This window comes from Bordetella genomosp. 11 (assembly GCF_002261215.1).
Taxonomy (GTDB): Bacteria; Pseudomonadota; Gammaproteobacteria; order Burkholderiales; family Burkholderiaceae_B; genus Bordetella_C.
In genome coordinates this window covers 1,028,932-1,050,123 of sequence record NZ_NEVS01000001.1, presented here as the reverse complement: position 1 = coordinate 1,050,123, position 21,192 = coordinate 1,028,932, and the positions used below count along the sequence as shown (strand labels likewise).

At 67.7% G+C, this 21,192-nt stretch carries 19 protein-coding genes; 7 read left to right on the top strand and 12 right to left on the bottom strand.

Going from position 1 to position 21,192, the window contains the following annotated elements:
- The first annotated feature begins 84 nt into the window (after nucleotides 1-84).
- Nucleotides 85-987 (top strand): LysR family transcriptional regulator, encoded by a 903-nt coding sequence (locus tag CAL28_RS04730; protein WP_094840641.1) that lies wholly within the window; start codon nucleotides 85-87, stop codon nucleotides 985-987.
- A gap of 22 nt (nucleotides 988-1,009) precedes the next feature.
- Here CAL28_RS04730 and CAL28_RS04725 read toward each other — a convergent pair whose 3' ends face one another.
- Together CAL28_RS04725 and CAL28_RS04720 are read right to left on the bottom strand one after the other, a co-directional pair.
- Complete coding sequence (locus CAL28_RS04725; RefSeq protein ID WP_094840205.1) at nucleotides 1,010-2,773, bottom strand: IlvD/Edd family dehydratase; 1,764 nt, start codon at nucleotides 2,771-2,773, stop codon at nucleotides 1,010-1,012.
- 82 nt (nucleotides 2,774-2,855) lie between these two features.
- Nucleotides 2,856-3,860: a Bug family tripartite tricarboxylate transporter substrate binding protein gene (locus tag CAL28_RS04720; RefSeq protein WP_094840204.1), complete on the bottom strand. Its 1,005-nt coding sequence runs from the start codon at nucleotides 3,858-3,860 to the stop codon at nucleotides 2,856-2,858.
- Between the two features lie 201 nt (nucleotides 3,861-4,061).
- Here CAL28_RS04720 and CAL28_RS04715 point away from each other — a divergent pair, with 201 nt between their 5' ends.
- Nucleotides 4,062-5,513 carry an MFS transporter gene (locus CAL28_RS04715; protein ID WP_141218140.1) on the top strand — a complete coding sequence of 484 codons (1,452 nt, stop codon included), beginning with the start codon at nucleotides 4,062-4,064 and terminating at the stop codon, nucleotides 5,511-5,513.
- Here CAL28_RS04715 and CAL28_RS04710 read toward each other — a convergent pair.
- The 7 genes from CAL28_RS04710 to CAL28_RS04680 form a co-directional block, all read right to left on the bottom strand.
- Complete coding sequence (locus tag CAL28_RS04710) at nucleotides 5,510-6,283, bottom strand: amino acid ABC transporter ATP-binding protein (RefSeq protein WP_094840202.1); 774 nt, start codon at nucleotides 6,281-6,283, stop codon at nucleotides 5,510-5,512. The genes CAL28_RS04715 and CAL28_RS04710 overlap by 4 nt on opposite strands.
- A gap of 21 nt (nucleotides 6,284-6,304) precedes the next feature.
- Nucleotides 6,305-6,955: an amino acid ABC transporter permease gene (locus CAL28_RS04705; RefSeq protein ID WP_094840201.1), complete on the bottom strand. Its 651-nt coding sequence runs from the start codon at nucleotides 6,953-6,955 to the stop codon at nucleotides 6,305-6,307.
- 13 nt (nucleotides 6,956-6,968) lie between these two features.
- Complete coding sequence (locus tag CAL28_RS04700; RefSeq protein ID WP_176463875.1) at nucleotides 6,969-7,640, bottom strand: amino acid ABC transporter permease; 672 nt, start codon at nucleotides 7,638-7,640, stop codon at nucleotides 6,969-6,971.
- 20 nt (nucleotides 7,641-7,660) lie between these two features.
- A complete protein-coding gene (locus CAL28_RS04695; protein WP_094840200.1) occupies nucleotides 7,661-9,049 on the bottom strand; it encodes an MmgE/PrpD family protein in 1,389 nt (462 codons plus the stop codon).
- Nucleotides 9,050-9,233: 184 nt separating this feature from the next.
- Complete coding sequence (locus CAL28_RS04690) at nucleotides 9,234-10,019, bottom strand: transporter substrate-binding domain-containing protein (protein ID WP_094840199.1); 786 nt, start codon at nucleotides 10,017-10,019, stop codon at nucleotides 9,234-9,236.
- A 260-nt stretch (nucleotides 10,020-10,279) separates the two neighbouring features.
- Complete coding sequence (locus CAL28_RS04685) at nucleotides 10,280-10,693, bottom strand: RidA family protein (protein ID WP_094840198.1); 414 nt, start codon at nucleotides 10,691-10,693, stop codon at nucleotides 10,280-10,282.
- 10 nt (nucleotides 10,694-10,703) lie between these two features.
- A complete protein-coding gene (locus tag CAL28_RS04680) occupies nucleotides 10,704-11,666 on the bottom strand; it encodes an agmatinase (RefSeq protein ID WP_094840197.1) in 963 nt (320 codons plus the stop codon).
- Nucleotides 11,667-11,858: 192 nt separating this feature from the next.
- Between CAL28_RS04680 and CAL28_RS04675 the strand changes: the two genes are divergently transcribed.
- The 3 genes from CAL28_RS04675 (at nucleotide 11,859) to CAL28_RS04665 (ending at nucleotide 16,147) form a co-directional block, all read left to right on the top strand.
- Nucleotides 11,859-12,746: a LysR family transcriptional regulator gene (locus CAL28_RS04675; RefSeq protein WP_094840639.1), complete on the top strand. Its 888-nt coding sequence runs from the start codon at nucleotides 11,859-11,861 to the stop codon at nucleotides 12,744-12,746.
- A 154-nt stretch (nucleotides 12,747-12,900) separates the two neighbouring features.
- Nucleotides 12,901-14,736 (top strand): ABC transporter ATP-binding protein, encoded by a 1,836-nt coding sequence (locus CAL28_RS04670; RefSeq protein ID WP_094840196.1) that lies wholly within the window; start codon nucleotides 12,901-12,903, stop codon nucleotides 14,734-14,736.
- A 169-nt stretch (nucleotides 14,737-14,905) separates the two neighbouring features.
- A complete protein-coding gene (locus CAL28_RS04665) occupies nucleotides 14,906-16,147 on the top strand; it encodes an ROK family protein (protein ID WP_176463874.1) in 1,242 nt (413 codons plus the stop codon).
- Nucleotides 16,148-16,165: 18 nt separating this feature from the next.
- Here the strand turns inward: CAL28_RS04665 and CAL28_RS04660 are convergent, their stop codons facing one another.
- The gene (locus CAL28_RS04660; RefSeq protein ID WP_094840195.1) at nucleotides 16,166-17,779 is read right to left on the bottom strand and encodes an ABC transporter substrate-binding protein; all 1,614 of its coding nucleotides are present in this window, start codon (nucleotides 17,777-17,779) and stop codon (nucleotides 16,166-16,168) included.
- 194 nt (nucleotides 17,780-17,973) lie between these two features.
- Nucleotides 17,974-19,044, bottom strand: a complete 1,071-nt coding sequence (locus CAL28_RS04655; protein ID WP_094840638.1) for an alkene reductase — start codon at nucleotides 19,042-19,044, stop codon at nucleotides 17,974-17,976.
- A 108-nt stretch (nucleotides 19,045-19,152) separates the two neighbouring features.
- On the opposite strand from CAL28_RS04655, the gene CAL28_RS04650 reads away from it, so the two are divergent.
- Nucleotides 19,153-19,494: a winged helix-turn-helix transcriptional regulator gene (locus tag CAL28_RS04650; RefSeq protein ID WP_094840194.1), complete on the top strand. Its 342-nt coding sequence runs from the start codon at nucleotides 19,153-19,155 to the stop codon at nucleotides 19,492-19,494.
- 124 nt (nucleotides 19,495-19,618) lie between these two features.
- On the opposite strand, the gene CAL28_RS04645 is transcribed toward CAL28_RS04650, so the two are convergent.
- Nucleotides 19,619-20,053, bottom strand: coding sequence for a DoxX family protein (locus tag CAL28_RS04645; protein ID WP_094840193.1), 435 nt, complete (start codon nucleotides 20,051-20,053; stop codon nucleotides 19,619-19,621).
- A 179-nt stretch (nucleotides 20,054-20,232) separates the two neighbouring features.
- Between CAL28_RS04645 and CAL28_RS04640 the strand changes: the two genes are divergently transcribed.
- On the top strand, nucleotides 20,233-21,180 hold the full coding sequence (locus CAL28_RS04640) for a LysR family transcriptional regulator (protein ID WP_094840192.1): 948 nt from the start codon (nucleotides 20,233-20,235) through the stop codon (nucleotides 21,178-21,180).
- Nucleotides 21,181-21,192: the final 12 nt, after the last annotated feature.

Below are 21,192 nucleotides of genomic sequence, written 5' to 3'. Positions count from 1 at the left end.
CACCGCAATATTTTTCAGCATTCGCCCGGCGCCGCGCTCGCCGGGCAGTGCGCCCTGGACCGACCGCGCCCGGAAATCATCGCGATGGATACCCGATACCTGCAGAGCTTCGTCACGGTCGCCGAAAGCGGTTCGTTCGCCCAGGCGGCGCGGCGGCTGGACCTGACACCGACGGCGGTGGCGGCGCGCATCAAGGCGCTGGAAGAGACCCTGGGCCTGTCGCTGATCAAGCGCGCCGGCCGTTCGGTGCGGCCCACCGAGGCCGGCATGCGCATCCTGGAGCGCGCCCGCGCGCTGCTGCGCGATGCGCGCGACCTGGCGGCCCTTGCCGAGGACGACGCCTCGATCGGCGAGCTGCGCCTGGGCGTATTCGTATCCGCGATGACCAGCGTGCTGCCGCCGCTGCTCAAGCGGCTGTACGAGCGCCATTCCAGCCTGTCGGTGTTCGTCATGCCGGGGGCGTCGGTGGACCTGTGCCATCGCGTGGCGGCCGGCGAACTGGATGCCGCCGTCGTGGTAGAACCGCAATTCGCCATCGGCAAATCCGTGCGCTGGCAATCCATCATGGAGGAACCGCTGGTCGTCGTGGCTCCGGCCGCCATGAAGGGGCGCGACGCGCACGAACTGCTGCGCACCCAGCCCTTCATCCGCTACGACCGCTCCGTCCTGGGCGGGCAGTTGGCGGACCGCTACCTGCGCGATCACCACATCGTGCCGCACCAGCGGCTGGAAATGGACAGCCTGCTCGGCGTCGCCGCCCTGGTGGACCAGGGACTGGGGGTGGCGCTGCTGCCGGACTGGTCTTCGCTGTGGTCGTCGCGCTACGCGCTGACGCGGGTGCCCCTGCCCGGCCGCGCGCCCGTGCGCCGCGTCGGCCTGGTGTGGCAGACGCATGGCGCGCGCGCGGCGCTGGCCGAGACCTTGCTGGAAGACGCGCGCGCGGTGTTTCCGCGTGCCGCGGCGCGCCGCGCGGCACGCGGCGACTGAACCGCGCCCGGCCCGGACGCGCCTAGGGCTTGCCGACGGGCGTGCTGCCGTTGTCCTTCGTGCCGCGCAGGAAGTCGAAGTCGCAGCCCTTGTCCGCCTGCGTCACCGTGCTCAGGAATAGTTTGCGATAGCCGCGCTCGTCGCCTTCACGCGGCGGACGCGGTTGCCAGGCCGCCTGGCGGCGCGCCAGTTCGGCATCGTCGACCAACAGCGTCAGTTCGCGCCGCTGGACGCTCAGGCGAATGCGGTCGCCGTTGCGCACCAGCGCCAACGGCCCGCCGATGGCGGATTCCGGCGTGACGTGCAGCACGATGGACCCGGACGCCGTCCCACTCATGCGCCCGTCCGAAATCCGCACCATGTCCTTCACGCCGGCGCGGGCCAGCTTGCGCGGAATGGGCATGTAGCCGGCCTCCGGCATGCCGGGCGCGCCCACCGGACCGATATGCTTGAGGACCATGATGTCGTCGGCGTGTATATCCAGGCCGTCATCGTCCACGCGCCGGGCCAGGTCTTCCAGGTCCTCGAACACGACGGCGCGGCCTTCGTGTTCCATCAGCGCGGCGGTGGCGGCGGATTGCTTGATGATCGCGCCGCCGGGCGCCAGGTTGCCGCGCAGCACCGCGATGCCGCCTTGCGCGAAGACGGGCTGGCCGAAGGGGCGCACGACGTCCTGCGGGAAAGGCGGCGGCGCGTCGTCCAGCTCTTCGCCCAGCGTGCGTCCGGTAACCGTCAGCGCATCCAGATGCAGCAGCGGCCGCAATTCGCGCAACAGCGTGCGCACGCCGCCCGCCTTGTGGAAGTCTTCCATGTAATGCTGCCCGGACGGCTTCAGGTCCACCAGCACGGGCGTTTCCTTGCCGATACGGTCGAAGGCCTCCATGTCCAGGCTGATGCCCAGCCGCCCCGCCACCGCGGTCAGGTGGATGATGCCGTTGGTGGAACCGCCGATCGCCAGCAGCACCCGCAGTGCGTTTTCGAAGGACTGCGCGGTCAGGATGCGGTCAGGCGTCAGTTGCGCGCCTATCATCGCCACGGCCTGGGCGCCGGTGCGTTCGGCCACGCGGATGCGGTCGGCCGTCACCGCGGGGGGCGAAGCGCTGCCGGGTATCGCGATGCCCAGCGCCTCGGCGATACAGGCCATGGTGCTGGCCGTGCCCATCACGGAACACGTGCCCACGCTGGCGACCAATTGGTTGTTGACGTCGGCGATCTCGGTATCGTCGATTTCCTCGGCGCGGTACTTGCCCCAGAAGCGGCGGCAATCGGTGCACGCACCCACGCGTTCGCCGCGATGCGAGCCGGTCAGCATCGAGCCGGTAACCAGCTGGATGGCGGGCACCTTGCCGCTGGCCGCGGCCATCAGCTGCGCGGGCACGGTCTTGTCGCAGCCCCCGATCAGCACCACCGCGTCCATGGGCTGCGCCCGGATCATTTCCTCCGTATCCATGGACATCAGATTGCGCAGGAACATGCTCGTGGGCGACGCGAAGCTTTCATGGACCGAGATGGTCGGAAACTCCACCGGCAGGCCGCCGGCCAGCATCACGCCGCGCTTCACCGCTTCCACCAACTGCGGCATATTCCCGTGACAGGGATTGAAGCCGCTGCCCGTATTGGCGATGCCGACGATGGGCCGCGACAGCGCATCGTCGGTCAGGCCGGCGCCCTTGATGAAGGCCTTGCGCAGGAACAGCGAGAACCCGGCATCGCCGTAGCTGGTCAGGCCCTTGCGCATGCCGCTGGCGGCGGCCGCATCGGATGGAGACGAAGACTTCGATGACATGACTATCCTTCATTGAAACCGGCGCACCCGTGGGCGGGTACGCCGCGATACCGATACTGCGATTCGTGGCGCCGCGAGGCCATCAGTCCACCGTGATCTTCGCGTCCTGGATGACCTGCGCCCACTGGTCGACCTCCGCCTGCAGCCGCTTGCGCGCGTCGTCGGCCGAGGCCGGCGCCACCGCGTAGGCGCCCTGCTGCAACAGCTTTTCCTTGGTGTCCGGCATGACCAGGATCCTGGCCAATGCGGCGTTCAACGTATCCACCACGGGCTTGGGTGTCTTGGCCGGAACCAGCACCCCGAACATCGACGCGACATTGAAGTTGGGCAGGCCGGCTTCGGCCGCGGTCGGCGTATCGGGCAGCATGGAAATGCGATCGGGCATCGTAACCGCAAGGGCGCGCAGTTGTCCGCTCTTGATGAAGGGCAGCGCGGCCGGCACGGTTTCCACCATGGTCAGCACCTGGCCGCCGACCAGGTCCGTCATGGCGGGACCGCTGCCGCGATACGGCACGTGCAGGATGTCCACGCCCGCCTGGCGCTTGAAGAGCTCGGCGGCCATGCGCTGCGGCGCGCCGGCGCCGGACGACGCATAGGTCAGCTTGCCCGGATTGGCCTTGGCATAGGCGATCAATTCCTTCAGGTCGTGCACCGGCAGCTTGGGATTGACCACGAAAACCAGCGGCACCGCGGCGATGATGGCCACCGGCGTCAGGTCGCGCATCAGGTCGTAGGAGATGGTTTTCTTCTCCAGCGTCGACATGATGGAATGCGATGTGATCGCGCCCATCAACAGCGTGTAGCCGTCCGGTTCGGCGCGCGCGACCGCATCGGCACCGAGGTTGCCGCCCGCGCCGCCGCGGTTTTCCACCACCACCTGTTGCTTCAGCTCTTCCGCCAGCTTCATCGCGATGACGCGGCCCACCACGTCGGTGGCGCCGCCGGGCGGATACGGCACGACCAGTTTCAGGGCGTGGTCCGGGAAAGCGGCCTGGGCGCTCTGCGCGAGGGGCGCCAGGACGGCCAGCGCACAGGCGGCGGCGGTGGTCAGCAAGCGCCTGCGCGGCGCGAAGGGGCGGATGGGCATGCGTTTGTCTCCGTTGTGTTTTTGATGGCCCGATCGCGCAGTCGGCGTCCGGCCGACGACCATTATTGATGGCCGGACCTGAGGAATGCCTCGGTTTTGTATGGTTCAGAACGAAATTTTGTTCAGGTCCGGCGCGCGCCGTCCGCGGGCGCGCCCCAAGGGCGTCCCGGCGGTTGAGCAGGCACCGGCAACGCGCCCGCGATGACACGCGTTACCATGTCGCGCGATGCGAACCGCCGCCCGCGGCTTGCGCACCTGGACGCCATGCCCGCCATGAAAGACACGCCGCCGTCTCCGCCTTCGCCGGATCCCCGGGACGCCGACGCGCCGACGTCCCGCCACGCAGGCGCCGGCTCGGATGCATCGGATGCCGCACGATCCCAAGGGATCCCGCCCGCCGCCGGGCCGTCGGACGTGCCCCTTGCCGGCGCGGCCGGCGGCGTTCCGCTGTGGGTGCTGGCGCTGTCCACCACGCTGGGCATGCAAACCGTGGCCTCCTTCCTCGACCAAAGCCTGCCCGTGATCGCGCCGCTGCTCACGGCCGGCGCCGGCCTCTCGCCGGAACGGGTCGGCAATCTGTCCTCGCTGAATTCGCTGGGCACCGTCCTGTTCCTGCTGTTCGGCGCGCCGCTGCTGGCGCGGCTGGGCCCGGTGCGCATGCTGCAGGCCGGCGCCCTGCTGGCCGTCTTCGGCCTGGGCCTGGCGGCCACCGGCTACTGGCCGCTGCTGATCGTCGGCGCCATCCTGATGGGCGTCGGCTACGGTCCCTCGCCGCCGGCGGGCAGCCGCATCCTGGCGGCGACCGCGCCGCCACGGCATCGCACGCTGATTTTCTCCATCAAGCAGGCCGGCGCGCCGGCGGGCGCGGCCTGCGCCGGCCTGATCCTGGCCCCGGCGGCGGCCGCCTGGGGCTGGGAAGGCGCCATGCTGATATCCATGGCCATCGGCATCGCCGCCGCCTGCGTGATCGCGCCGGCACGCCAGCGGCTGGATACCGAACGCGATCCGCACCGGTCGATACACGTGAAGGCGCTGATCCATCCGCGCGCCTTCCTGACGCCCTATCGCGTGCTGCGCGCCGCGCCGTCGCTGCTGACGGTCTCCGCCCTGGCCTTTTCGTTCGCCATCGTGCAGGGGTCGCTGTTCTCGTTTTCGGTCACGTATCTGGTCACCGCGCGCGGCATGCCGCTGGCGACCGCCGGCATTGCCTACGCCTGCATGCAGTTCGCCGGCGTCTTCGCGCGCATCTTCCTGGGCTGGCTGGCCGATCGCACCGGCCGCCCCGCCTACAACCTGACGATCCAGGCCTTCATCGCCGCCGCGCTGGTGGCGGCCTACGCGCTGCTGCCAGCATCGCCGTCGCTGCTGCTGGCCGGGACGGCCGCCGGCGCGGCGGGCTTTTTCGCCGCCAGCTGGAACGGCATCTACCTCGCCGAGATCGCCCGGCTTTCGCCGCCGGAAAAAATCGTGGAAGCGACGTCAGCCTCGGTGCTGGTCTCTTTCCTGGGTTATTTCGTCGGGCCTTCGATGTTCTCGATACTGGTCACGCTGACCGGGAGTTACCGCACCCCCTTCTTCGTCGTGGCGATCCAGCTGGCGCTGATGGCCGCGGTGCAACTGGCGGTGCTGCGCCGGCGCTCGCGAGCCCGCTAGGCTCGTTCCGCTGGGAGGGACAAGAAGCTGCGCAGTTCCGGCGTGCGCGGGCAATCGAAGATCTGCTCCGGCGGTCCCTCCTCGTGCACCCGGCCCTGGTGCATGAAAATGACCCGGTCGCTGACCTTGCGGGCGAAGCCCATTTCGTGCGTCACGATGATCAGCGTGGACCCTTCGCGCGCCAGCTTTTCGATCACCTGCAGCACTTCACCCACCAGTTCCGGGTCCAGGGCCGAGGTCATCTCGTCGCACAGCACGACTTCCGGGTTCATCGCCAAGGCACGGGCGATGGCCACCCGCTGCTGCTGGCCACCGGAGAGCTGGTGCGGCGCGCTGTCGAAACGGCCCGCCAGGCCGACACGCTCGAGCAGGGACTCCGCCAGCCTGCGCGCATCGGCCTCGGGCAGCTTGCGCACCAGGCGCGGCGCCAGCATGATGTTGCGGCCCGCGCTCATCGTGGGAAACAGATTGAACTGCTGGAACACCATGCCGACGTTCTGCCGCAGTTCCCGCATCGCGTGAGCGTCGCCATGCCGCAAGGCATATCCGCCGACCGTCAGGCTGCCGGCGTCGAAACGCTCCAGGCCGTTGATACAGCGCAGCAAGGTGCTTTTCCCCGAACCGCTGCGGCCGATGATGGATACGACCTCGCTGCGCCGCACGCACAGGTCGATGCCCTTCAGGACTTCCTGGTCGCCGAAACATTTGCGCAGCCCCTTGATATCCACCAGGCAGGCGTTGCGGTCGCGGCTGATATCGTTGCCGGGCATGGCGGGCTTCCTTTTTCGGTTTCAGTACTGGATACGCGTCCGTCTTTCCAGGCGCCGGCCCAGAAGCGAACAGGGAAAACAAATCGCGAAGTAAATCAGCGATACCAGGCCGTACACCAGGAAAGGCGCATAGGTGACGTTGGCGATCATCTGCCCGGCACGTGTCAATTCCACGAAGCCCACCACCGATGCCAGCGAGGTGTTCTTCACGATCTGCACCAGCAGGCCCACGGTGGGCGGCACGGACATGCGGAAGGTCTGCGGGAAAATGACGTGCACCAGCTGCTCGCGCAGGTTCAGCGCCAGGCTGGCCGATGCCTCCCACTGGCCCGCCGGAATCGACCGCACGCAGCCGTACCAGGTCTCTGTCAGATAGGCGCAGGCGTAAAGGATCAGGCATACCGTCGCCGCCATCAGCGGCGTGGTATCGATACCCACCAGCGCCAGGCCGAAATAAGCCAGGAATAGCTGCATCAGCAGCGGCGTGCCCTGGAACAATTGCACGTACCAGCCGACCAGCCGGCCCAGCGTCGCCGGCTTCCACAGCCGCGCCACCAGCATCGCCACCGCCAGCAGCGAGCCGCCGATGAAAGCGATGGCCGACAGCGCCAGCGTCCAGGGCACGGCCAGCAGCAGGTTGCGGATGATGTCCCAATTGGAAAAGGTATTCATGACCGGCTCCTGTTCACGCGGATGGATGCGGCAAGCGGCCGAAGATGAAGCGCGGGCCCAGCCAGGCCAGCAGCGTCCGCAGGGCGATGGCCAACACCAGATAGGCCAGGGTCACGACGATGTACGACTCGAAATTGCGGAAGGTCTTGCCGGCGATGAAGTTGGCGACGTAGGAAAGCTCCGCGGTCGATATCTGGCTGCACAGCGCGGAGGCCAGCATCATGATGACCAGCTGGCTGGTCAGCCCGGGCCAGATGCGCCCCAGGGCCGGCGGCACGATCACGCGGGTAAATATCTGCCAGCCGTTCAGCGCCAGCGATTCGGCGGCTTCGATCTGCCCGCGCGGCGTGGCCTCGATGCCGGCGCGCACGATTTCGCAGGCATAGGCGCCCAGGTTCAGCGTCAAGGACAGCAATGCCGCGCTGGTGCTTCCCAGCTTCAGGCCGACGGAGGGCAGGCCGAAGAAAATGAAAAAAATCTGCGCCAGGAAAGGGGTGTTGCGGAAGAACTCCACATAGCAGGCCACGATGCCGCGCGTAATGCGCCCTCCGTACAGCCGCGCGCCCGCGCACGCGATGCCCAGCAGCGTGCCCAGCGTGCACGAGACCACAGTCAGGAATACGGTAAAGCCCAGCCCGCCCAGGAACATGGGCCAGGCGGCCAGCACATCGGAAAATTGCAGCATCGATATCGCTCTCGGTCGGCTCAGGCGGTCGAGGCGCCGGCGGCGCCCCGCAGTATGTGGCGCAACGGCGTGGCGCCATCGACCTCCCGCAAGCCCGCCAGCAGGCCGGCGGCGCGGGAAGCGCCCAGTACCGGGCCGGCGCATTCGCCGAACTTGCCGGCCAGGTCGTCGTCGGAAAGGGGATCGGCGGCGCCGCCGCGCGCGACGGCGCGGAATCGCTCCAGCGTCCGGCCATCGCGCAGGCGCAGATGCACGGCCGCGCCTTCCGGCGCGCGCTCGCGCAGGCGGTCATCCCGCCAGCGCTCGCCGCTGTACTGCCGGATACGTGCCATCAGGGCCCGCAGGCCCGGATCCGCCAGGACATCGCCGGACAGATGGCGCAGCGCCACCTTGCCGTGCAGCAAGGTGACCGCGATGGCGAAGGGCATGCTGAACTGCGCCTCGCGCGGCGACGCGGGCGCGTCGTACTTCAGATTGGCCAGGACGATGGGCGGCACATCGCAGAGGACTTCCTCGACATCGTCCGCCGACACGCCATGCTCGGCCGCCAGCTCCGCGACCGCGTCGGCCGCGGCGTGCGAGGATAGGCAAACCGGAATTCGCTTCACGTCCACACCGGGCTGCTCCAGGTACCAGTGCCGCCCCAGGGCGCCGATGCGATCCTCGTCGAAAATGCCCTCGTTGAACAGGTCGGCCAGGCCGTTGGCGCCTTCCAGCGCCTGCCGGGGACCGGAGGCGCCATGCAATGCCAGCAGCGCGCAGGCGACGCCGGCCCGCGCCGCGTGCCCCGCGCCCAGCGGTTTGGCATCCGAGCCGAAGCACGCCTTCATGCCGCCGGCGCCGGCAATCGCCAACCCCAGCGCCGCGTGCGTGCGCGACTCGTCCAGCCGCAGCAGCCAGGCCGCCGCCATGCTGGCGCCGATCGGCCCCAGCACGCCCGTCGTCCACCAGCCGCGCTCATACAGCCGCGACCGCGTGGCGGCACCCACCGCGTATTCGCACTCGGCGCCCGCCACGCAGGCACTGACCGCGTCGGCGCCCGTGGCGTCCTGCCGTTCACCCACGGACAGCACCGCGGGAACAATGGCGGCCGAGCCGTGGACGAAGCCGGCGTAGCAGTTGTCGTCGAAATCCTGCGCATGGGCGGCCGTGCCGTTGACGAAGGCGGCCGCGCATGCGTCGTAACGCCGCGCGCTGCCCAGCGCGGTACAGGCGCCCTGCGCCGAAGTCTCGTCGGCCAGGGCGCGGGCATACCGCGCCGCCGCCGTGGCCGAACCGGCCAGCGCCACGCCCACGGTGTCGAGCAGGCAGGCCCGCGCGCGGGCGCGCACGGCCGGCGGCATCGCATCGGGCCGCAGCGTCGCCACCCAGCGCGCGATGTGCGCGCTCGCATCCTGTTCCGGTTGCATCACGTGTTCCCCTTGTACATCCGGCGGCCCGCGCCACGCCCCCGCGGAAGCATGTGCCGGCCAGGGCTGACGGGCCCTGGCCGCGCGTGCCGGCGGGCGCCGCCTTATCGGTGGCGGCGGACCCGCTGGTCCTGCTACCCGGCAAGCCGCCGGGCGATATCGTTGCGGCAACGGCCGGACGACGTCAGTCCGGCAGCTCGCCCGCCGGCGCGCCCAGCCACTTGCGCGACAGGTTATCGATGGTGCCGTCCTGCCGGGCCTGGCGGATCACCGCGTTCACCTTGTCCAGCAGTTGCGTTTCCCCCTTGCCCACGCCGACATAACAGGGCGCGTTCGCCAGGACGACCTTCAGTTCCAGATCGGCGGACGGGTTTTTCTGCTGGATTGCCGAAGCGACCGCGGTACCGCTGGCGAACAGCTGCGTCTGGCCCGAAAGGAAAGCCGCGATGGTGCTGTTGTTATCCTCGAAGCGCTTGACCTCCGCGCCCGGCGCCAGCCGCTGCAATTCCTCGTCCTGCATCGATCCGCGCGTCACGGATATCACCTTGCCCTTCAGGTCTTCGTAGCTATTGGCCTTGAGGCCCTTGGCGCCGAACACCGCATCGAAAAAAGGCGAGTAAGCGATGCTGAAATCGATCACCTTGGCGCGCTCCGCCGTCTTGCCCAGCGAGGAAATCGTCAGGTCGGTCTTTTTCGTTTGCAGATAGGCCACGCGGTTGGGCGCGGTGACGGGCACCAGCTCCAGCTTCACGCCCAGCTTGCTGGCGATCAGGCGGGCCATATCGATATCCATGCCCTGCGGCTGCATATCGTTGCCCACGAAGCCGAAGGGCGGGTAGTCCGTGGGGACGGCCACGCGTATCGATTTGCGGGCCATGATGGTGGACAAGGCATCCTGGGCGGACGCGGTCAGCGCCGACAGGGATGCGGCGAAGCCGATGGCGGCCATGGCGAGGAGTTTTAGTTTCATACCGCTTCCTTACGAAGAAGAGATCTGCCGGAGCAGGACAAAAAGCACGTCAACAAAAGGCCTGCGTGGCCTCGTCCATGAACAGGGACGAGACACACCCGCGTCGCTCCGCCTGCTCCCAGCGGCATCGATATCTCGCGGCCTGGCCGCATCGATCGTCGGTCGATGCGGCCCGCCTTGAAAGGCTGCGTTGTTATGTTCTTCGCGGACAGCGCGCCGGCAGGACCGGCACGCCGTTATCGGATTACCGACCTGGAAAGTCAATCGGGGATAACCGCCGTCGCGTCCACCTCCACCATGTACTCGGGACGCGCGAAGGCGCTAACCACGATGCCCGTGGACACGGGAAACACGCCTTTCAGCCAGCGGCCCACCACGCGGTAGACATCCTCGCGATAGCGCGGGTCGGAGATGTAGATGGTCAGCTTGCAGATGTGGTCCAGCTTGCTGCCGGCTTCCTTGAGCAGCATGTCGATATTCTTCATCGCCTGCTCGGCCTGTCCCGCCACGTCGCCGATGCACACGGACTCCGAGGTATCCAGGTTCTGGCCGATCTGGCCGCGCAGGAAGACGAAGGTGCCGCGTGCCACCACCGCCTGGCAGAGGTCGTTGTCCAGCTTCTGTTCCGGATAGGTCGCGCGGGTATTGAATTTACGGATGCGTGTGTGTGCCATGGGTCGCTTCTCACTTGCGGTCGAAATAGCCGGCGCGGATGGAGGCGCCGATCAGGTTGACGATCAGCCGGCCGGCGGTGACACAGGTCAGCATGGCGGCGTTGTCCTTGGACGGCTGGATTTCCACGATGTCCATCCCGACGACGCGCCCCTTTTTGACCAGGCCGTGTATCAGCTTGCGCGCCTGCACGAAGGTGACGCCGCCGGGCGCGGGCCCGTCCACGGCCGGCATGACGGCCGCGTCCATGCCGTCGGCATCGATGCTCAGGTAGTAATTGCCGCCGTCCGGAATGCGGTCCAGCACCGCCTGCATCCCGACGTCGTGCAGCTCATAGGCGGTGATCAGGTCGGCCCCGTAGCGCCGCGCGGCCTCGTAATCGGCCGGCCGGCCGCTGCCCTGCGCGCGCAGGCCGATCTGCACGATGTGCTTCACATAAGGCATTTCCGAAGCGCGCCGGATCGGGCTGGACAAGCCGTCGCGCACGCCGTTCACTTCATCGCGCCAGTCCAGGTGGGCGTCCACATGGACCAGGGTGATGGGACCGTGCCCGTCGTAGCCGCGCAGCACGGGGGTCGTGATGCCATGATCGCCGCCCAGCACGATAGGCAACCCGCCGCCGCCCAGGATCCGGCGCACCGCCAGTTCGCAGCGCCGGTAGTGGTCGCCAGGCTTGGAAAGATCGGGCAGGACGTCGCCGCAGTCGACGAACCGGATGTCCGTGCGACCCTGCAGCAGCGGCCCGTCGATATCGAAGTCGTAGTGCTCGGGGGCGCGCACCAGGCGATCGGTCAGGTTCCGGATGGTTTGCGGCGCGCGGGTCTGGTCGTTGGTGAAGGCGTGCGGGCCATAGGCGGCCCCGAAAGGCATGCCGAGTATCGCGATATCGGCGCGCAGGTTCTCCAGATCGGTAACCAGCTCGGAATAGAGCAGGGTCTTGTGTCCGGTACGCGGCGGGACAGTAAGGGTTTCCATGTAGACGGCACCTTCACGGCAGGAAAAGAAGGAGCGTCACCCCGGTAACGTGGCACGCCGGGGCGGCGCCGCTGAAGATGAGGACACTTTACGAGGCGCGCTTATTGGTAAAAAATGATTTTTTTGTCGGGATAGTTTCGGAATCCGATACCTTTCGCGTTCCGGAAAGACTCACCTTTTCGGGGCATGGCGATGGTCAGACTGGATTTCGACGAACGCGACCTGCGTTCGCTGCGCGTGTTCTGCAGCGCGGCCCAGGCCGGAGGCTTCGCCGCCGCCGAGAAACAGCTGCACATGACCAAGGCATCGATCAGCCGCCACGTGCGCGAGGTCGAAGAACGCCTGGGCGTCAAGCTGTGCGAGCGCGGGCCGGGCGGCTTCAAGCTGACACCGGAAGGCGTGGTGGCGCTGAACCTGGCCTCCAGCGCGCTGCGCGCCCTATCGCGCATCCGGCCGGAAATCGATGCCGCGCATGGCGTGCTGTCCGGTCCGCTGACCATCGGTATCGGCGAGCACACGCTGACCCATCCGCAATGCAAACTGCCGGAGGCCCTGGGCCGGCTGCGCCAGCACGCGCCCAATGTGCAGCCCGAGATCATCGTCATGTCGTTCACCGACCTGAACCAGGCGCTGCGCGAACAGCGCGTGGACATTGCCATCCGCGGCCGCTATCGCGACGATCCCGAGTTCAACTACCTGCCGCTCTACACCGAGACGCACCGCGTCTACGTATCGGGCCGCATCGCCGACAGGAAGGCCGGCCGCGCCCTGCCCCTGGTCTATCGCGCCCATCCCTACGTGGAACAGGCGCTGCGCTCGGGGCGCTACACGCGCGGGCCGGATGCCGGCGGACTCGATTCGGTCGGGGCGCTGGTGGCCACCGGCTTCTACCAGGGCATCCTGCCCACCCATTACGGCCAATTGCTCGAAAAGCGTTTCGCGCTGAAGCTGCAGCGCGGCAGCCCGGTTTTCCAGCACGCCGGCTGCGCCGTGACGGAAGCCGCCCGGCCGCTCAGCCACCGCGCGGAATTGTTCCTGGGCTTTTTGCGGGAAATGCACGACTTCAAGGGCGTGGCATAGGTCGCCGGCGGGGCCGCCGTTTACGAAGCGAAACAAGCAGGCCGCGAGCGCGCCGGCCGCGCCGCGACCGCGCCGGCGGAGTCGGCGATAATGTGGCCTGCCCGCCCGCATCCCTTCCCCGCGGCCGCGGCGCTCACTGCATCCCCTTTCCTCCATGTCCCGTCTCCGCTTCGATTTTCGAGGGCACGTCTTCCGGGACGCCCTCGCATTCACTTTCCGGCACTGGGGCCGGCAACCGGTCCGCGTCGCCGTCACGGCCGTCCTGATGCTGTCCTCCGCCCTGGCCGACGTCGCCACGCCCATGTACGCCGGCCGCCTTATCGACGCCGTGACCGCCGGCACCGCATCCGACCCGGCGACCTGGCACGCCGCCGTGACGGCCTTCGCCATCCTGATCGGACTGGGGCTGGCCAGCCTGTTCCTGCGCCAGGGCGCCTTCGCATTGATCTCGGCAATGACGCTGCGGATGATGAGCGCGATCTGCGCGGACGCCTTCCGCCGCGTGCAGCGCTTTTCCAGCGACTGGCATGCCAACACCTTCGCGGGCTCCACGGTGCGCAAGATCACGCGCGGGATCTGGGCGCTGGACCTGCTGAACGACACCTTGCTGCTGGCGCTGTTGCCGACGCTGGTCATGCTGACCGGCGCCGCGGTGCTGCTCGGCCTGCATTGGCCTGTGATGGGCTTCGTCGTGGGCGGCTGCGCGCTGGTCTATCTGGTCGTGATCGTCCTGCTGTCGCTGGGCTATGTCGCCCCCGCCGCGCGCCTGGGCAATGCCTGGGACACCCGCCTGGGCGGCGCGCTGGCCGACGCTATCAGCTGCAACGCGGTGGTCAAGGCATTCGGCGCCGAGGCGCGCGAAGACGCCCGCCTGCAGAAGGTCATCCGCAAATGGCGCGCGCGCACCTTCCGCGGCTGGATCCGCGGCACGGTGAACGGCAGCGCGCAGGGCGTCATGCTGGCGTTGATGCGGCTGGCCATCGTGGGTGTCGCCCTGCTGCTATGGGCCGGCCAGCGCGCGAGCGCGGGCGACATCGCTTTCGTGCTGACCATGTTCTTCATCCTCCAGGGGTATATGCGCGACCTCGGCATGAACGTGCGCAATCTGCAGCGCTCGGTCAACGACATGGAAGAACTGGTCGGCCTGGAACACCAGCCCCTGGGCATCGCCGACCGGCCCGGCGCCGGCCCCATCGCCATTACCGCGGGCGAGATCCGCTTCGACCATGTGACCTTCCTGTACGGCGGCCACACATCCCCGCTGTACCGCGATTTCTCGCTGCGCATCGCGCCCGGCGAACGGGTCGGCCTGGTCGGCCATTCCGGCTCCGGCAAGACCACTTTGGTCAAGCTGATCCAGCGGATGCACGACGTGAACGAAGGCGCCATCCTGATCGACGGCCAGGACATCGCCGGCGTACAGCAGGCATCGCTGCGCCAGCAGATCGCGATCGTGCAACAGGACCCGATCCTGTTCCACCGCAGCCTGGCCGAGAACATTGCCTACGGCCGCCCCGGCGCGACCTTGGCGCAGATCGAAGCGGCGGCGCGGCTGGCGAACGCGCACGATTTCATCGCGGCGCTGCCGCGCGGCTACGACACGCTGGTCGGCGAACGCGGCGTCAAGCTGTCGGGGGGCGAGCGCCAGCGGGTGGCGATCGCCCGCGCCTTCCTGGCCGACGCCCCCATCCTGATCCTGGACGAGGCCACATCCAGCCTGGACAGCGAAAGCGAAATGCTGATCCAGCAGGCGATGGAGCGGCTGATGGTGGGGCGCACCACGCTGGTGGTGGCGCACCGCCTGTCCACGGTGCGGGCGCTGGACCGGCTGATCGTGCTGGAAAAAGGCCGCATCATCGAGGAAGGGCCGCACGACGCCCTGGTGGCCAGGCCGGGCGGCGTCTATCGGCGTCTTTACGAGCGCCAGGCTTTGTCCTTGACCAGTCCGTCGACGGCCATCCCGGACGCGCGGGCCGTCGGCACCGCCTAGTTCCGCGCGAGCCGGGGGGGCGCGCCACGCGGCCAAAAGTCCATGGGTGCCCGGCCCGGCATGCCGCGTGCTAGGAAGGCCCCGCCCCCGCCATACGCAGGACGGCGGCGAATCGGCAATCCCGCTAGGATGCAATGTACCGAGCCCCCCTTCGCTTACCGGAGCACGCATGTCCGAACCCGATCGCCCTGTGCTTCACGGCGCCCTGGAACTTCCCACCTTCACCATCGAAAGCTACAGCCTGTCACTGCGGGACGACAACGGGTTCGTGGGCGACAACGCCAGCCGCCCCGCGTTCCAGGCCATCCTGCAAGCCTGGCGCGTACTGTTCGAGACGCTGCACGGCAAGGACCCTCTCGGCGACAAGCCTACCGAAGAGATTCCCAAGAAGAAGCTCGATGAACTGATGGCGAAAGAAGGCGAGGCCGCCGCGGCGATACATGGCGCCCTGGAGGATTACGCGGAACAACTGGCTCGCGTGATACGCCGCTTCCTGGCCCAGAAGTCCTGGAAAGGCGTGCAACGCGTCATCATCGGCGGCGGCCTGAAACAAAGCGACATCGGCGCCCGGGCCGTCGAAGCCGTGGCGCAGCGGCTGTTCCGTGACGACGTGCACGTGCAACTGCGGCTGCTGCATCATCATGCCGACGAGGGCGGCCTGATCGGCTGGCTGCACCTGATGCCCGACGACCTGGCCGAACGCTATCGCGCGATGCTGGCTGTCGATATCGGCGGGACGAATATCCGCTGCGGGATCGTGCGGCTGCCGAAGAACCGCGATCCGCGCAAGGCCAAGGTGGTCGCCTGGGAAAAGTGGAGCCATGCGCGCGACGAGGACACGACGCGCAAGGAACATCTCGTCCAGGGCATCGCCGACATGCTGGCCAGGCAGATCGAATATGCCAGGAAGAAAGGAATCAAGCTGGCGCCATGGGTGGGCGTGGCGTGTCCGGGCAGAATCCGCCAGGACGGCTCCATTAGCCGCGGCACGCAGAACCTGCCCGGCGACTGGGCGCATCGCAGCTTTCATCTTCCGGCCGCGCTGTGCAAGCGCTTGCCGACCATCGACGGGCAACAGCCGCAGGTGGTACTGCATAACGACGCGGTGGTACAGGGTCTATCCGAGATTCCCTATCTGGACGACGTGCGCCGGTGGGGCGTGCTGACGGTAGGCACCGGGGTCGGCAACGCCTGCTACACCATGCGGCGCAAGGCCGCCGCGCCGGAGGCAACCGACGAAGACCGCGAGGAAGGCGGGAAGAAAGCGAAATCGGCGAAGTCGGCGGGGCCGGCGCTGCGGACCGCGGCGGCCAGGCAAACGAAGCCGGACGGCGTGGGCAAGGCGGCGGGCGGAAAGCCGCCGCGCAAGGCGGCCGCGGGGAAGAAAGCCAAGACCACACCGTCCAGGTAACGCCGCCCCGATCCGCCCTTACCGCATCGGCCGGGCCGAGGCGGCCAGCGTCAACTGGTCGGCCCTTCCTTCGTACGCGATATCGCCGCGGAAGGCCCAGGCGCTGCTTTCGAAATGCAGCGGGATACTGGGCAGTTGCGCCAGGGCGCGCCGGACGGATTCCCGCAGCAGTGTTTCGCGCTGCGCCGGGTCGACGGTCGTGATGGCCTGCCTGAACACCTTGTCGAAGTCCGGATCCGAAAACCCGCCGTAATTGCTGGTGCCCAGGCCGCGGTCCTTGTCCAGCGACGTTACCCAGTAGGTCAGGAAGGACGACGCTTCGCCCGTATCCGATCCCCATCCACCCATGGCGAAACTGAATTCGCGCTTTGCGCGTTGCGGGAAGAATACCGACCGCGTCATGGCGTTGACGTCGGTCTGTATCCCTATCCGCGACAGATACTGCGCCACGGCCTGCGCGACGGCCGCATCGTTGATGTAGCGGTCGTTGGTGGCCGACAGCGTCATCGAGAATCCCGCGGGATAGCCGGCCTCGGCCAGCAGTTTTTTGGCCGCCGCCGGGTCGTACTTCAATTCGGGCGCGTGCGGCAAGGCACCGAACATTCCGTCCGGCAGGAACTGGTTGGCCGGCGTCGCCGCGCCGTCCATGATGCGCTGGACGATGGCCTTGCGGTCGATCGCCATCGAGATCGCCTGCCGCACGCGCAGGTCCCGCAGCGGGTTCTTGCCGCCGGGGGCCCGCACCTGCGGGCTGGGCTCGCGCGCCACGTCCAACTGCAGGAACAGCACGCGCACCGACGGGGTGATCACGTAGTTGAACTTTTTGTCGCCATCCAGCCGCTTCAAATCACGCGCCGCGGGGTTTTCGATCAGATCGAAATCGCCCGCCAGCAGGCCGGTCAGGCGTGGACCCGCGTTGGGAACCGGGGTCATTTTCACTTCCTTCCACGCCGGCTTCGCGCCCCAATAGGCCTCGTTGCGTTCCAGCGTAATGCCGGTACCGCGCACGAACGATTTCAGGACGTATGGTCCCGTGCCGATGGCGTTCTTGCCGGAATTGAAGTCTTCCATTGTCGGCCATGGCCCCGTCACACCGCAGTTGTGCGCCGGGTCGAAACGGATCCGGTCGTGCTGCGCGATGCCGCTCCACAGGATCCACATGCGGGTCAGTTCATTGGCCAGCAGCGGATACGGCGCCTTGGTCGCGATGACCAGGGTCGAACCGTCCTTGACCTCCATCCTGTCGATCTTGCGTGCGATGTTGGCGTAGGATCCGGCGATCGCCTGCGGGTTGTTCAGCACCCGGCAGAACGTAAAGATCACGTCCTCGGGCGTGAAGGGCGCGCCGTTGGAGAACTTCACGCCCTGGCGCAGAGTGAATTCCCACGTCGTGTCATCGACCGGCTTCCACGCGGTGGCCAAACCGGGCGTGAGCTTCATCCCCGCGTCCGCGGACACCAGGGTCTCGAATACGTGCGCGGACAAGGCGTCGTTGGGCGTGGCCTGGTGGTAATGCGGATCCATTGCGGTGGGCTCAGATGCCAGGCCCACGCGCAGTACCTGGCCATGGGCCGCGCCACAGGCCAGGGCGAGCAGGCCCGCGCAAACGGCAATCGAAGTACGTGCGTTCATCGCTTCCCCTTTTTACGCGCCCCTTGCATGGGTCGCTTGTATCGCGGGGAGCGACACGCCAGGCGCACCGCCTTAGCCCGCCAAACCGCGGGCATTGAAAGCCCGTGGCTGGCCATTCTAGCAACGCCGCCGGAAAGCAACCGGCCGGTCGCACCCGGGATTACCCGCGCGCGGCCGCAAGCGTGTCGGCGGGATCAGGCGGCCTCGCGTTGCAGCACCGGGTAGTCGATGTAGCCGCCGGGGCCGCACGTTTCCAGATCGTAGATGGTGTCCGTGTTCAGCGCGTTCAGCGGCGCGCCCAGGCGCAGGCGTTGCACCAGATCGGGGTTGGCGATGTAGGCCTTGCCGAAAGACACCGCATCGGCCTCGCCGCGCGCGACGACAGCGGCCGCCGACTCCGCGTCGTAGCCGTCGTTGGCGATGCACACGCCGCCGAATTCGCGCTTCATCATCGCGAACAGGGCGCCCTCGCCTGCCGTTTCGCGGATGAAAAGAAAGCCCAGGCCACGCTCGCCCATCGCACGGGCGACATGGCCGAAAGTCCGGGCGGGATCGCTTTCCGTGACCGAGTACGAAGGCGAGCGCGGTGCCAGGTGCAGGCCCACGCGCTTCGGATCCCACACTTCCAGTACGGCATCGACGACTTCGCGCATCAGACGGGCGCGGTTTTCCACGCTGCCGCCGTAGGCATCCGTGCGGCGGTTGGAGCCATCCTGAAGGAACTGGTCCAGCAGGTAGCCATTGGCGCCGTGGATCGTCACGCCGTCGAAGCCGGCGGCCTTGGCGTTGCGGGCGGCCTGGCGGAAGGCATCGATGATGCCGGGGATTTCGTCCAGCGCGAGTTCGCGCGGCTCGACATACGGTTGTTTCGGCCGCAGCAGGCTGACGTGGCCTTGCGGGGCGATGGCGCTGGGCGCCACGGGCTGGCGTCCCTGCAGCAGCAGAGGATGCGAGACCCGGCCGACGTGCCACAGCTGCGCGGCGATGCGGCCGCCCGCGCGGTGCACGGCTTCGGTAATCTGCTTCCAGCCCTGGGTCTGCGCTTCGCTCCAGATGCCCGGCACGTTGGGATAGCCGACGCCGTCGTCCCTGACCGGGGTGCCTTCGGTAATGATCAGTCCGGCCGATGCCCGCTGCTCGTAGTACTGCGCCATCAGGGCGTTCGGGACGCCGTCGGGCGCGCGCAACCGCGTCAGCGGCGCCATCACGATACGGTTGGGCAGATGCAGGTCGCCGATGGATAAGGGATCGAAAAGCGTCGTCATGAAATACCCCATGGGCGCCGGGGGGGTTGGCGCATTGTTTAATGTTGAAACCATGACGATAGTACCCAATAGGGTTTAAAATTGCAACCATCAAGTGGAGACAAGAACATGCGGCGCAAGCGTTTGACCCAGGATCCGTGCCCGATCGCCCGGTCGCTGGATGTGATCGGCGATTGGTGGAGCCTGCTGATCGTGCGGGAAGCGCTGTCCGGAACCTGCCGTTTCAGCGATTTCCAGCAGCGCCTGGGACTGGCCAGGAACATCCTCAGCACGCGGCTGCGCAACCTGGTGGAAGCAGGCGTGCTCGAAACCCGCCCCTCGCCCGGCCGCTGCGACCACAACGAATATCACCTGACCGACAAAGGCCGGCGGTTGCAGCCGGTGCTGCGGGCGCTTTACACCTGGGGCAAGGAAAACCTGTTCGCGGCCGACGAGGCGGCGGCGGAATGAACCGCGCCAGCCGTTCCGCGGCTGGCGCAAGTTGCCGATCGCGCGCCTTTCCCGTGGCGATCCGCCAGGACCGTGCGCGATGGTTCGGCGACGGTGGCGATCCGCCCGGGCCGGACGCCGGGGATCAGCGCACGCGCCGGTCGATGCTGTACGCGCCGGCACCGTGCAGGACGACCTGCAGCAGGCCGCCCGCGATGGCCAGGTTCTTCAGGAAGTTGACCTGCTGGCCGGCATCCCCCAGGGCGCTATGGAACACCAGGGCGGTCACGACGGTGAAGACGGCCAGGATGGCGGCGACCAGGCGCGCGCGGTAGCCGAGGACCAGCAGCACGCCGCCGCCCACTTCGACGATCACGGCGACGACATAGCTGAGCGTGGGAAACGGCAGGCCCGCGGAGGCGATATAGGCCATCGTGCCGGCGGGCGCGGCCAGCTTGCCGACGCCGGCGATCAGGAACAGCGCGGCGAGCAGGATGCGGCTGACCAGGAATGCGGCCCCGCCCTGGCGGGCGGCGGGCGCGCCGGCGTTGGCGGGGGTATAGGCGGTCTGGGTACTCATGAAGGGTCTCCGGGATGGCAACGGTGCGCGGCATCGCCAGCGGGCCGGATCATGCCGGCCGGGCGCGTGGCGGACGCCGCACGGGATCGGGAAGAAAACATGCGCGAAGGTTAGAGGGTTGCTACCCCCTCCGTGAAGCCTATATATTTCGATCAAATCCATCTGATATATAGATACCTATGCTTGAAGCCATTTCCCTGGACCAACTGCGCACCTTCGTGGCGGCGGCCGAAACCGGCAGCTTCTCCGCGGCGGGGCGGCAATTGCGTCGCGCCCAATCCGTGATCAGCCACACGCTGGCCAACCTGGAGGCGCAAACCGGCGTCAAGCTTTTCGACCGCACGGGCCGCTATCCGGTGCTGACGGATGCCGGGCGCGCGCTGCTGCAGGAAGCCCGCGGCGTCCTGCAGGGGATGAATGCGTTCAAGGCCAAGGCGAAGTCCATGTCGGACGGCTTGGAACCGGAGCTGACGGCCGTCATCGATGTCATGTATCCCATGCAGGCGCTTACCAAGGCGGTGGGCGGGTTTCGCGTCGCGTTTCCCCACACGCCGCTGCGCCTGTACGTGGAAGCGCTGGGTGGCGTGGCCAAGCCCGTCCTGGATGGCACGTGCGCCCTGGGCGTCATCGGCTCCCTGCCCACCATACCCAACGCACTACAGGCCGAAATGCTGCTGGACGTGCCCATGGTGAAGGTAGTGGCGCCGTCGCATCCGCTGGCTTCGGTGCAGGGCGAGATCACCCTGCAGGAGCTCTCCAAACATGTACAACTGGTACTGACCGACAGGACCGACCTGACCGAAGGCAACAGCTACGGCGTTTTTTCGCCGTTGACGTGGCGGCTGGCCGATATGGGCGCCAAGCACGCCTTTCTATGCGCCGGCTTCGGCTGGGGCCACATGCCCCTGGCCATGGTGCAGGCACAGATCCTTAGCGGCGAACTGGTGGCGCTGACGCGCGAAAGCGCCGACTGCCGGGTGCCGCCGATACCCGTGCAGGCGGTGTACCGGCATGACAACCCGCCGGGCCCGGCGGGTCGTTGGTTCCTGGAACAGCTCAAGGACGGCAGCCGCGCCTGCCCGACCACATTGACCGAATTCGCCCGCGCCGGCAAGGACGGGGGATAGGCGCGGCGCGGC